The sequence below is a fragment of the Streptomyces sp. NBC_01481 genome (assembly GCF_026339995.1).
GTDB lineage: Bacteria > Actinomycetota > Actinomycetes > Streptomycetales > Streptomycetaceae > Streptomyces.
Genome location: NZ_JAPEPT010000005.1, coordinates 830030 through 842377, shown reverse-complemented (window position 1 = coordinate 842377; position 12348 = coordinate 830030). Strand labels below are relative to the sequence as shown.

The 12348-nt window shown below is 70.6% G+C and carries 12 protein-coding genes; 5 read left to right on the top strand and 7 right to left on the bottom strand.

The window, feature by feature from the left end; translation table 11 throughout:
* Position 1: 1 nt before the first annotated feature.
* A complete protein-coding gene (locus tag OOK40_RS29875; protein ID WP_266487598.1) occupies positions 2–547 on the bottom strand; it encodes a pyridoxamine 5'-phosphate oxidase family protein in 546 nt (181 codons plus the stop codon).
* Between the two features lie 95 nt (positions 548–642).
* Between OOK40_RS29875 and OOK40_RS29870 the strand changes: the two genes are divergently transcribed.
* Positions 643–1245 carry a TetR/AcrR family transcriptional regulator gene (locus OOK40_RS29870; protein WP_266487596.1) on the top strand — a complete coding sequence of 201 codons (603 nt, stop codon included), beginning with the start codon at positions 643–645 and terminating at the stop codon, positions 1243–1245.
* A 40-nt stretch (positions 1246–1285) separates the two neighbouring features.
* On the opposite strand, the gene trxA is transcribed toward OOK40_RS29870, so the two are convergent.
* The 4 genes from trxA to OOK40_RS29850 are packed head-to-tail and all read right to left on the bottom strand — an operon-like array spanning position 1286 to position 4453.
* Complete coding sequence (trxA, locus tag OOK40_RS29865; protein WP_266487594.1) at positions 1286–1627, bottom strand: thioredoxin; 342 nt, start codon at positions 1625–1627, stop codon at positions 1286–1288.
* Positions 1624–2040 (bottom strand): MerR family transcriptional regulator, encoded by a 417-nt coding sequence (locus OOK40_RS29860; RefSeq protein ID WP_266487592.1) that lies wholly within the window; start codon positions 2038–2040, stop codon positions 1624–1626. Before OOK40_RS29860 ends, trxA begins: the two co-directional genes overlap by 4 nt.
* Before the next feature lie 29 nt (positions 2041–2069).
* A complete protein-coding gene (locus OOK40_RS29855; protein WP_266487590.1) occupies positions 2070–2861 on the bottom strand; it encodes a class I SAM-dependent methyltransferase in 792 nt (263 codons plus the stop codon).
* Positions 2858–4453 carry a hypothetical protein gene (locus OOK40_RS29850; RefSeq protein WP_266487569.1) on the bottom strand — a complete coding sequence of 532 codons (1596 nt, stop codon included), beginning with the start codon at positions 4451–4453 and terminating at the stop codon, positions 2858–2860. The genes OOK40_RS29855 and OOK40_RS29850 overlap by 4 nt, the downstream gene beginning before the upstream one ends.
* 263 nt (positions 4454–4716) lie before the next feature.
* Between OOK40_RS29850 and OOK40_RS29845 the strand changes: the two genes are divergently transcribed.
* From OOK40_RS29845 to OOK40_RS29835, 3 genes are all read left to right on the top strand, one after another.
* The gene (locus tag OOK40_RS29845) at positions 4717–5532 is read left to right on the top strand and encodes a DUF899 domain-containing protein (protein WP_266487567.1); all 816 of its coding nucleotides are present in this window, start codon (positions 4717–4719) and stop codon (positions 5530–5532) included.
* 405 nt (positions 5533–5937) lie between these two features.
* Positions 5938–7407, top strand: a complete 1470-nt coding sequence (locus OOK40_RS29840; protein ID WP_266487565.1) for a glycoside hydrolase family 16 protein — start codon at positions 5938–5940, stop codon at positions 7405–7407.
* Positions 7408–7427: 20 nt separating this feature from the next.
* Positions 7428–8408, top strand: coding sequence for a DUF1996 domain-containing protein (locus OOK40_RS29835; RefSeq protein ID WP_266487563.1), 981 nt, complete (start codon positions 7428–7430; stop codon positions 8406–8408).
* 25 nt (positions 8409–8433) lie between these two features.
* Here the strand turns inward: OOK40_RS29835 and OOK40_RS29830 are convergent, their stop codons facing one another.
* Both OOK40_RS29830 and OOK40_RS29825 read right to left on the bottom strand, forming a co-directional pair.
* Positions 8434–8877 (bottom strand): protein-tyrosine phosphatase family protein, encoded by a 444-nt coding sequence (locus OOK40_RS29830; RefSeq protein ID WP_266487742.1) that lies wholly within the window; start codon positions 8875–8877, stop codon positions 8434–8436.
* Between the two features lie 131 nt (positions 8878–9008).
* Complete coding sequence (locus OOK40_RS29825; protein WP_266487562.1) at positions 9009–10376, bottom strand: cation:dicarboxylase symporter family transporter; 1368 nt, start codon at positions 10374–10376, stop codon at positions 9009–9011.
* A 124-nt stretch (positions 10377–10500) separates the two neighbouring features.
* Between OOK40_RS29825 and OOK40_RS29820 the strand changes: the two genes are divergently transcribed.
* Positions 10501–12108 carry a sensor histidine kinase gene (locus OOK40_RS29820; RefSeq protein ID WP_266487560.1) on the top strand — a complete coding sequence of 536 codons (1608 nt, stop codon included), beginning with the start codon at positions 10501–10503 and terminating at the stop codon, positions 12106–12108.
* Positions 12109–12348: the final 240 nt, after the last annotated feature.

The following is a 12348-nucleotide window of genomic DNA, read 5'->3' as shown; positions in this document are numbered from 1 at the left end:
CCTACGCGCGGCTTCCGGCGCCCTGGTCCGTGGCGCGTTGCGCGATCCTCGGCTCCCACCCAGCCTCCGTCTTCTCGATCACCGCGGGGACCAGTCCGTAGGGCTCGGGAGTGACCCGCGCGGTGAAGTCCACCAGCTCGATGCGGTGCGGAACCAGCTCCAGCAGGGCGAAGTCGCCGCCGGTCGGCCCGTCCGGGAAGAACCGGAGGCCGAGTTCGTCGTCCCACAGTTCGAGGCACCTCGCCCGGTCGTCGACCAGCCGCGCCCGCCCGTAGAGCGTGACGTACGAGAGCGCGGCACGGTCCTCGATCGCGTAGCCGACCTCGGGTGCGCCTGCGATATCGGCGACCTTGCGTGAGCGCGGGCTGGTGCCGATCCACACCGTCGCGTCGTCGTCGACGGCGAGGTGCTGCGTCAGGCGCACGTGCGGGCGCCCCGCGTCGTCGGCGCTGGCGAGAAAGCCGTAGGGGTTCCTCCTGGCCGTGGCCACCGCGAGCGCGAGCAGATCGGTGGGCTGCTGAGTCTCGGGCTGCTGCGCTGTGGTCATCGAAGCGGTCCTCTCCGTTGCCGGCGTTGCCGTCTTATCCATGAGGCCATTCTAGAACCAGCGCTCTAGAACGCGTCAACCCATAGAATGCCCACATGGGACGAAAGCCGAAGTTCGCCGACGAGGACTTCCTCGACGCCGCGATGCGGATCGCCGCTGAGCGGGGTGCCGCGTCGGTGACCATGTCGGCGGTGGCCGAGAGTGCCGGTGCGCCAGTCGGCTCCGTGTACCACCGTTTCGCCTCCCGGGACCTGCTCCTGGCGCGGCTGTGGCTGCGCGCCGTCCGACGATTCCAGGCCGTCTTCCTCGACGCGATGTCCGCCGACGACATCGACGAGGCGGCCGAGGGGGCGGTGCTCCAGGCACTGGCCTGGGTCCGGGAGCGCCCGGACGAAGCCCGCGTTCTACTGCTCCACCGCCGCGAGGACCTGGTCGCGCGGTGGCCCGACGAACTGGGGCCGGAGCTGTCGACTCTCAACGACGGCGCGGCGCGGGCCCTTCGCGCCCACGCCCGGAAGCGGTACGGACACGAGTCCGGTGAGGCGCTCGAGCGGGTGACGTTCGCGCTGGTCGACGTCGTTTACGCCGCTGTGCACCGGCATCTGCTGGCGGGCGCGGCACCCCCGCCGTCGATCGACCCGCTGGCGATCGCGGCCTGCCGTTCAGTGTTCGCCGTTCCCGGCAAGCCCGCGCCCTGAGCAGCCGGGGCCGGATGACTGAGTCCTGGAGTTCGCCGAACTAGTGAGGCTGGATCACGTCCTCCAGCTCCTGGAGCAGCCGGCGCTTGGGACGGGCGCCCACCATCGACTTCACCGTTTCGCCCTCGCGGAACACCATCAGCGTCGGCATCGACAGCACGGCGTACCGCGTCGTGATCTCCGGGTTGGTGTCCACATCGAGCTGGACCACCTTGAGCCTGTCGGCCTCCTCGCTCGCCAAGGCGCTGAGCACCGGAGCGAGTTGGCGGCACGGGCCGCACCAGTCGGCCGTGAACTCCACCAGGACCGGGCGGTCGGCCCTGAGGACCTCGTCGTCGAAATCGGCGTCCGTCACTTCGGCGACGCCTGCTGCGTGGATCATTCGTGTTCCCCTCCGTCGGTCACATGGGTCAGCTCGCACAGCGGCTCGGGCCCGCCCGGCAGCTCCGCCTCGGCGCGGGCAAGCTGGGCGCCGACCTGGGCGCGTACCGACCTGAGTTGCTCGATGAGCGTGTCCAGCTCGCCGAGCTTGGCGCGGTAGACGGCGATCGAGGCGGGACAGGAGTCCCCGGCCGGGTGCCCGGCGCGCAGGCACTCGACGAACGGCCGCGTCTCCTCCAGGTCGAACCCGAAGTCCTGCAGGGTCCGGATCTGCTGGAGCAGTCGCAGGTCGTCCTCGTCGTACGTCCGGTAGCCGTTCACCGCGCGCCGGGCGGGCAGGAGCCCGCGGGACTCGTAGTAGCGCAGGGTGCGGGTGGTGGTTCCGGCCCGTTCCGCGAGCTCGCCGATTCGCATGTCCCCGACGGTATTCCTTGACCTCGGCGTCAAGGCAAGGTGGTGAGACGGATCTTGGACTGCTTGTGCTTGAGTTGCTCCCAGTCGTCCATGAAGCGGGCGGCGAAACCATGGCTCTCGGCCAGCTCGATCAGCGTTCCGGTGCGGTAGTAGAAGTCCTCGCGCAGGACATGGTGTTCCTTGCCTTCGGTTCGGTTGAAGGTGAAGTCGAAGAACGCGTCCGGTGCCATCACACGGCCCACATGCGCCAGACACTCGTCGATGACCTCGATCGGGGAGTGCGAGAACACGCTGTGCGCGTGCACCACCGTGAAGTGCCCCGAGGGCAGGGTGGCCATCCGCAGATCGCGGACGAGGCTCAGGTGGGGGAGCTTGTCCTGGAGACCGCGCTGCGCCAGCGTGTCTCCGGCGGCCAGCAGGATGTCGGGGGAGATGTCGATGCCGTGATAGTGGCCGGTGTCCAGGTGGTCGATGAAGCGCCAGCCGGCGCGCAGGTTGCCGCAGCCGATTTCCAGCATCCGGTCGCTGGGCGTGAGACCGTGCCGTACCAGGTAGTCGAACTGCATCTGGCCGAGCGCGAGCCATCTCTCGTACGAGGCGCTGCCGACCGCGGCCGCCGGACTTCTGGCGGCGTCGGCCTTCATCACGGCTCTGTAGTAGGCCACATGGTCGCGACTGGTCAGCCGCAGCTTCCAGTCGCGGCCCAGTCGGCGCAGGTAGGGCCAGATGCGGTCGGGACGGCGCGCGGCATAACGGATCTTATGGGCAAGGCGGGCGCGATTGGTGCGAGTGCGCTCGGGGCCGCCGCTTGCCTGGGTCATCGTGATGCCTCCTTCTCCGGCTGCGGGCCGACGAGGGTGGGCGGCAGGTGGACACGGTAGGTTTCCCGGCCGCGTACATGAGGCAGGGCCGTGGCCCGCCAGGTGCGCGCGTACGGCGGTGGAGCGTTGCCGCCCGCCACGACGACGGCCACCGGCATGTGGTGTGCGGCGGCCTCGATGCCGCCGGGCGTGATGCTGGCGTCATGGCCGCCGGGCTGGCGGGAGGTGCATCCCGCGTAATAGGCGATGGGGACGGCATCCTGGCCGCTGACCATGCAGGGCGGGCGCACGCCCAGCCGGTGCAGCCCGGCGGCGATCGCCGAGTAGTGCGCACGCAGGGAGTGGTTGACCTCCAGCATGTGGCGGAGCACTCCGTACTGGACCGCGAGGTGGCCGGTCAGGGCCAGGGCGAGGACTCCGGCGCCGACCGGCCGCAGTGATGGCCGGACGCCGGTGACCAGGAAGACGGCCAGGAAGACGAGGCATTCCGCCACCGGCAGCGATAGGAGCGCGTAGGCGGGAAGGAGAAAGCGCGGCGCGGCGTAGTCGATGAGGAAGAGGTACGGCACCGCGAGCGATGCGGCAGTGCAGGTCGCCAGCAGAGCGGCTGCGCCTCGGTGTGTGCGGGAGCCCGCCCACGAGCCCGAACTCCAGGGTGCGCGGGAGACCCGGTCCGCGCGGAACGCCGATGCGATGCCCGCGACCGTGAGCACCGGCAGCGCGAACCACCATGCCGCCGCCGCCGGATGCTTCCAGGGCACGTCGCACGGGCGGCACAGCGAACGCCCGTCCAGCGCCCGCACCTGGTCGTCCACAGCCATGTGCCAGCCCAGGCCGCCCTGGATCTCGCTCGCCCGGTGGAGCCGTGCGCCCAGACCGCCGTAGTGCGCGTACGCCTCGACGACCCAGGGCACTGCCCCGACCAGGAGCCCGATCGTGACCGCGGCGAACACCGCCGGACGGCGCCACCCCGGAACGAGCAGGGCCGCAGCGCCCAGCGGGAGCGTCAGCCACAGCCCGTCGGAAGGGCGCATGAGCACCACGACGGCTACGGCGGACCCGACACCGATCACCGCCCTGCGTTCCCCGGGACGGGCCACGGCTCGAAGGAACCAGCCGACGGCGGCCAGGGCCCCGAGCGCGCACCACAGATTGGGCATGGCCTGGGGGCCGTAGAACAGGGTGATCCACAGGAAGGAGAACACCGCGCCCGCGCAGCCGAGCACAGCGACGGGCACCAGCCTGCGCCAGATCCACAGGCAGGCGAACAGTCCGCAGCCGGACAGTAGGGCCAGATAGACCCGGATCGCGGTGGTGGAGGCGGTCAGGGAAGCCACCGGAGCGACGAGGTAGGAGATCCCCCTCGCTCGGGGCGCGCTGAAGTACGCGGGCGGGGCATTGCCTCCGACCTGGCTGACGTAGACGGTCTCGTCCCAGCCGAGCCCGGAGCCGGGTACCACCAGGATCAGCTGAGCGACGGTGAAAGCCACCGCGACGGTCAGCAGCCACGGGAGCGGACGGCCCCCTGTCGTCCATCGAGGGCGCCCCCGTACGGGGGCAGACACCGGGTGCAGCGCCAGGCGTTCTTGCATGATGAGTCCTCGCCGAGAGCCCCCGGGCGGGGAGGGGACTGGTACGCCGGTAACACTGCGGCGGGGGTGGGGAGCGGGCAACCGGGGAGGCCATTCGGCCTAGGGGCGAGTCTGTGAACTTGTCAGCCCGACGTGGTCCGTGCAGGCTCGGCCGACGGCGCCACCCTGCCGCGATGAGTTCAGGCCGGGTCGCGGGTCTGTCCTGGTGAGCGTCGTAGGACGTCGTACGACGCTGCCCAGCGCGAGACACCACGGAGGACACCATGACGACCACGCCCGGCAACGCGAGCGGCGACCTCCCCGGCAAGCCGCCGGTCGTCGACCTGTCCACCTGGCAGGCGGCGCGCGAGGAGCTGCTGGTCCGCGAGAAGGCGCACACCCACGAGGGCGACGCGATCGCCGCGGCCCGGCGGCGGCTGCCGATGGTCGAGTTCGACGGCACGGTCGAGGTCACCGGCGTTGACGGGCCGGTCCCGTTCCTCGACCTGTTCCAGGGTCGCGACGAGCTCGTGGTCTACAAGCACATGTGGTACGACGGCGCGCCGCACCAGGGGCAGTGCGAGGGCTGCACCACCACGGCCTGGCACGCGAAGGACGCCGTCTACCTCAACGCCCGGGGCGTCTCGTTCGCCGTCCTGACCACGGGCCCGTGGGACGAGGTGGCCTCCTACGTCGAGTTCATGGGCTACACCCAGCCCTGGTACTCGGTGCGCGGTGTGGACGAGCCGGTCGGCGGCAGCATGGGCTACCTCACCTGCTTCCTTCGCGACGGCGATCGCGTGTTCCTCACCTACTCCACGACGGGCCGTGGCAACGAGCCGGTCAACGGGTCCTTCGGCCTGCTCGACATGACGCCCTACGGCCGCGGCGAGGCGTGGGAGGACAACCCCGAGGGCTGGCCCGTGATCGGCGATGTCCGCGAGGGGTACCCGTCCGAGGGCCGCCAGGCCTGCTGGTACTGGCGCTCGGACGCGGACGGGAACGCCACCTGGGGCCCGACCAGCCGGCCCGTGCCGCAGTGGACCCGCCCCGGCGCGACCCCCGTGGAGACCCTCGGCCGGCACGGCGACCACCACTGACGCGCCTTCGCCGACGGCGTCGGCAAAGGTGTTAGGTGCCGGGCGGAACCTCCGGACGATGCGAACGGCCCCCGCGCGCTCGATCGGTCGGCGGTTCGCCCGGACATCCCGGGTTCGGGCGGCCCGCAGAGCATCCGCGACTCGGCGGCGACCGCGGACCTGCCCCTGAGCGAGCCGGACCGCGCGGCCCTGGACGCCGCGGGCGGCGGTTCCCGTAACTCACCGGATGGACAGCTTCCGGTCGGGGACCGGGCCCGGCCCCTCCCACCAGGCAGGCGTTCCAACTGGCCTCTACATTCAGGAAGTTAAGGATGCGCAGCCATTGACGGCCGCAGTGTCTACATCTACAAAACTCTCTGAGAGCGCTCTCACCGACCCGTGGCACCACCCTCCCGGAGGTGTTCCTTGAGCACGAGCCGCATCAGACGCACCCCCCTGCTCACCGTCGTCGTCGCCCTGGCCGTCGCCCTCGCCGGCTTCATCGCCGTCACCGGCGCCGGGCAGGCGCGCGGCGACGTACCCCCCACGCCCGGCTGGAACCTCCAGTGGAGCGACGACTTCAACGGCGCCAACCGCACCCTGCCCTCGGCCGCCAACTGGCAGATCGACCTCGGCCACGCCTACCCCGGCGGGCCCGGCAACTGGGGCACCGGAGAGATCCAGAACTACACCGACAACCCCGACAACCTTTCCCTCGACGGCAGCGGCAACCTGCGCATCACGCCACTGCGCGACGGCGCGGGCAACTGGACCTCCGGCCGTATCGAGACCAAGCGCGCCGACTTCAAGGCACCCGCCGGCGGCACCCTGCGCATCGAGAGCCGTATCCAGATGCCCAATGTCACCGGGCAGGCCGCACTCGGCTACTGGCCCGCGTTCTGGGCGCTGGGCTCCCCCTACCGCGGCAACTACTGGAACTGGCCCTCCATCGGCGAGTTCGACATCATGGAGAACGTCAACGGCATCAACTCCGTCTGGGGCGTGCTCCACTGCGGCGTCAACCCCGGCGGCCCCTGCAACGAGACCAGCGGCATCGCCAACAACCGCGCCTGCCCCGGGGCCAGTTGCCAGTCCGCCTTCCACACCTACCGCTTCGAGTGGGACCGCGCCGTCTCCCCCAATGAGCTGCGCTGGTACGTGGACGACCAGCTCTTCCACAGCGTCGCCGAGAACCGCGTGGACGCCGGGACCTGGGCGAACATGACCAGCCACGCGGGCTACTTCATCCTGCTGAACCTCGCGATCGGCGGCGCCTTCCCGGACGCGCTCGCGGGCAAGACCCCCACCGCCGCGACCGTCCCCGGCCGCCCGATGCTCGTCGACTACGTCGCCGTGTGGACCAAGGGCGCCTCGGACCCGAGCACCCCGCCCACCACCCCGCCACCCACCACCCCGCCGCCGTCCGGCTCCTCGCAGCTGTATCTGCGTACGGGAGGCGGCGCGGGCGATCCGGCGGCATCGGCCGCGACGGTGAGCCTGGCATCGGCGGGCGGCGCCAACTACGACGGCACCCCGCACAATCCGCAGGTCTTCACCTCGACCGGGATCACCCGCAGACACAACGGCGGCGCGACCCAGTTCGACCTCTTCGTCGACGCGAGCTCCACGGTCGCCAACGGCCAGCAGGTCAGGGTGAGTTACGACCGTACGAGCGACGGCACCTGGGACCGGACGGAGACGTACAACTACTTCGCCACGGATCCCCTCCCGGGCTATGAGCACTACACCCAGGCCAGAGGCCTCAAGTCGGCCACCGGAGCGCTCGGCGACCTGGCGGGCGGAACGGTGCGGATCGAGGTCTGGAGCGCGATCGGCAACGGCGCCAGCACGCTCGGTGTCGGCAACCAGTCCGTCGTACGCATCCCCTTCGACTGACCGATAAGGAGGACCCGACCATGCTCCGCCGACTGCTCGCGAGCACCGCCGCCGTGATCTTCCTGGTCACGGCGGGATGGGTGACCGCGAGAGGTACCGAAGCAGCGGCCCCTGATGCCGCCCCGAGCCACACAGGGCACGCAGTTCAGTCAGCACACACCGGTCACTCAGGGCACGCGTACACCTTCACCGCCGAGCAGTCAGCCGCGATCGTCGCCCAGGCGGCGGCCCCGGTGCGCGGCAGCGAATTCCGCGCGGACTGCTTCTCCAGCCACCGGCAGGGCGACGACCCGATCGTCTTCCCCGGCCAGGCGGGCCGCTCGCACATCCACGAGTTCTACGGGAACCACACGGCAGGCGCGTCCTCGACGCTCCAGTCGCTGGCCGCCGGCACCACCAACTGCACCCCCGCCGTGGACCTCTCCTCGTACTGGACCCCCACCCTCTACAAGAACGGAGCCCCCGTGGCCCCCGAGCGGGTCACCGTCTACTACCAGGGCATCACCGACCACACCCGGGCCGTGTCCCATCCGCGCGGTCTGCGGTACGTCGTCGGCAACGCCCTGGCCACGTCCCCCGACCAGAACCCGGCCGCGCGCTGGAGTTGCGTGGGCCGCCCGGAATCCAGCCGAGAGTTCATCAACTGCCCGCCCGGCACCAAGCTGGAGAACTATCTGGACTTCCCCACCTGCTGGGACGGGAAGAACCTGGACAGCGCCAACCACCGGGACCATATGGCGTACGCGGTGGGGCAGACCTGTCCCGCCTCGCACCCCGTGGTCGTACCGCGCCTCGAGCTGCTGATCACCTGGCCGGTCAACGGCGGCGGTCTGACGCTCGCCGGCACGAGGAACGGCGTCAATGTCACCGATCAGCCCGGCTACACCTTCCACGGCGACTTCTTCAACGCCTGGGACGACGGTGAGCTGAAGCGCCGGGTGGCCAACTGCATTGTCGCGGGGTACATCTGCGGGACGGACGGCAATCCGATCCAGCAATGACCGCACCCTGGCCGCGCCGCTCACGTCAGCCGGAAAAGCGGCGGACGTAGCGGCGCTGCCAGGGGGTTTCCACGGCGCGGGGATCGTAGTTCCGTCGTACGAAGTCCACCGCCGCCTCGGCCGGAACCCCGTCGAGAACGGCGATACATGCGAGCGCGGTACCGGTGCGCCCCCGACCGCCACCGCAGGCGATCTCGACGCGTTCGTCCGCGGCACGCTCCCACGCCTCGGCGAGGACCGCACGGGCATCGGCCCGGCTGCTGGGCAGCCGGAAGTCCGGCCAGCGCAACCACCGGGCTTCCCAGGGGACTTGGGGAGGCGGCTTCCCGAGCAGATAGACGCCGTACGCGGGCAGCGGCCCGTCAGGCAGGGGATGGCGAAGGCCGCGCCCCCGGACGAGCCGCCCGGAGGGAAGCCGCAGAACACCGGGGCCGGCCGGGTGCCAGGTCTGGGGCGCGGGATCGGGCACGTGCGCCTGCTCGGGATCAGTCACCTGCTCACCGTATGCGCTGCCGCCCGGGGCCGGCCGGGGCTGCCAAAAAGCCGGGACCGGGCGCCCCATGCGCGCCGGTCCCGGCTCGTGTCAGGCCCTCAACGACCTCAGACCTTCACCGGCACCCCGTCCTCCTCGCGCGGCTCCGGCACCTCCGCTTCGCCGGCCTGACCGTGGGTGTCGTCGTCGAGCAGGGTCTTCTCGTCGAACGGGATCCGCCCGGCCAGCACCTCGTCGACCCGCGACGTGTCGATCTCCTTCGTCCAGGTCCCGACCAGCACCGTCGCCACCGCATTGCCCGCGAAGTTGGTCAGGGCGCGTGCCTCGCTCATGAAGCGGTCGATGCCGACGATCAGGCCGACGCCGTCGACCAGTTCGGGACGGTGCGACTGCAGGCCGCCGGCCAGCGTCGCCAGGCCCGCGCCGGTGACACCCGCCGCACCCTTGGAGGCGACGAAGAGGAAGAGCAGCAGCGCGATCTGCTCCCCGATCGACATGGGGTTGCCCATCGCGTCGGCGATGAAGAGCGAGGCCATGGTCATGTAGATCATGGTGCCGTCGAGGTTGAAGGAGTAGCCGGTCGGAACGGTGATGCCGACCACCGGCTTGCTGACGCCCAGGTGCTCCATCTTCGCGATGAGCCGCGGGAGGGCGGACTCGGACGAGGAGGTGGACAGGATCAGCAGGAACTCACGGCCCAGGTACCTGAAGAGCGTGAAGATATTGAGGCCCGCGACGATGCGCAGCAGCGTGCCGAGCACGATGAAGACGAACAGGAAGCAGGTCACATAGAAGCCGAGCATCAGCACGGCGAGGCTCTTGAGCGCGTCCAGACCGGCCGACCCGGTGACCGCGGCGATCGCGCCGAACGCGCCGATCGGCGCGGCCCACATCACCATGGCGAGGATGCGGAAGACGAGGCGCTGGATGTGCTCGACACCGCGCAGCACCGGCTGACCGGCCGAGCCCATCGCCTGCAGGGCGAAGCCGGCGAGCAGCGCGACGAGCAGGGTCTGCAGCACCTCGCCCTCGGTGAAGGCGGAGACGATCGTGGTCGGGATGATCCCGAGCAGGAATTCCGTCGTGTCCTTGGCCTCCGCCGAGACCTGGCCCTGGCCCGCGTCCTTGACCGCGTCGGTCAGGGCGAGGCCCTCACCGGGCTGAAGGATGTTGCCGACGACCAGTCCGATGCCGAGCGCGACCATCGACATGGCGAGGAAGTAGCCGAGCGCGATGCCACCGACGGCGCCGACCTTGGCGGCCTTGCGTACCGAGCCGATGCCCAGCACGATCGTGCAGAAGATGATCGGCGAGATCATCATCTTGATCAGGTTCACGAAGCCGGTGCCGAGCGGCTTGAGCTCGACTGCGAACTCAGGGGCTGCCAGGCCCACGGCGATGCCCAGCACCACCGCGATGATCACGGCGATATAGAGATAGTGCGTACGGTCCCGCCTGACGGCTCCTGTAGCCACGGGGTCCTCCTTGTTCGAAATTCATCCATGTCCCTATGGATGCCGTGACTATCGCCCACCCTGTGACCCCGGTCACCCTTACGTTCGTTTCGTTCACGCGATTTCGGCCAGGCAGACTTGGTCCATGCGCATACCCCGTCCTCGCAGCCTCGCCGGCCAGCTCTTCGCCATGCAGGTCGTGCTGGTGGCCGCGATCGTGGCGGGCTGCGCGCTCTTCACGTACATCACCGACCGCTCCCAGGCGGAGGAGACCGCACGCCGGCAGTCCAGGGCCACCGCGACCGCCGTCGCGCGCTCGCCCTCGGTGGTCGCCGCGGCGCGCTCCGCGCATCCCACGGAGCAGCTCCAGCCGTACGCCGAACGGCTGCGCCGTGACGCGGGCGTCAACTTCGTGGTGATCATGGCTCCGGACGGCACCCGCTGGACGCACCCGGAGCCGGGCCAGATCGGGAAGACGTATCTGGGGAGCATCGACGAGGCACTGAAGGGCAAGATCTACAGCGAGAAGCACCTGGGCACGCTCGGTCCTTCCGTACGGACGGTCGCGCCCGTCTACGACAACGGGAAGATCACGGGCCTCGTCAGTGCGGGCATCACCATCGAGAAGATCAGCGAGCAGGTGAGCAAGCAGGTCGCCGCGCTGCTCGGGGTAGCGGGCGCGGCGCTCGCGCTGGGCGGCCTCGGTACGTACGTGATCAACGCGAGGCTGCGGCGGCATACTCACGGCATGAACGCGGCCGAACTGAGCCGGATGCACGACTACCACGAGGCCGCGCTGCACGCCGTGCGCGAGGGCCTGGTGATGCTCGACGGCCGGAGGCGGATCGCCCTGGTGAACGACGGGGCCCGGGAACTCCTCGGGCTCGACGAGGACGTGGTCGGCCGGCCGGTGGACAGCCTCGGCCTGCCCGCCCCGCTCACCGGCGCGCTGCTGTCGGCCGAGCCGCGGGTCGACGAGGTCCATCTGACCGCGGACCGGGTCATCGTCGTGAACACCAGCCCGGTCGTCGGGGGCGAGCAGCGCGGGACGGTGGTCACGCTGCGGGACCACACCGAACTCCAGGCGCTCTCGGGCGAGTTGGACTCCGAGCGGGGCTTCACACAGGCGCTGCGCTCGCAGGCGCACGAGGCGGCCAACCGCCTGCATACGGTCGTCTCGCTCATCGAACTCGGCCGCGCGGACGAGGCGGTCGAGTTCGCCACGGCGGAACTCGAGCTCGCGCAGGCCCTGACCGACCGCGTCGTCGGCTCGGTCGGCGAACCGGTGCTGGCCGCGCTGCTGCTGGGCAAGGCGGCGCAGGCCAACGAGCGGGGCGTGGAGCTGGTGCTCGCGGAGGACAGCCGTATCGACGACGGCCTACTGCCGCCGTCGCTCCCGGCGCGCGACCTGGTGACGATCCTGGGCAATCTGATCGACAACGCGGTGGACGCGGCGTCGGAGGCGGCGGGTACGCGGTCGCTGCGTGCCCGGGTCACGGTCACGGCCCGCGCGGAGTGCGACGAACTGCTGCTGCGGGTCGCCGACACGGGCGCGGGAGTCGACCCGGCGGACGCGGACGAGGTCTTCCGCCGCGGCTGGTCCACGCACGGCGCGGGCCGCGGTCTGGGCCTCGCCCTGGTCAAGCAGGCGGCACACCGCAGCCGCGGTGCGGTGCGGCTGGCGGAGGGACCGGACGGCGGCGCGGAGTTCACCGTACGCCTGCCGCTGAGACCTGCGGAGGTACGCGCATGAGCGAGGGTGCGCCTGCGGCGGGCCTTGTCCCCACCCCGCCCTCCCCCAGAGCTTGGCCTGGGAGGTACCCCCATCCCGAACTGGGGGCAAGCCCCCAGACCCCGGCGCCCGCTTCGCGGCGCGAACTGGGGGGCTCCGCCCCCGGGCCCCTGTATGCGACCTTCGGCCGCATGTCCTCAAACGCCGGACGGGCTGGATTCCCGCCGGTCGGCCCGAGTCCTCGTGCCGACCGGCGGGAAA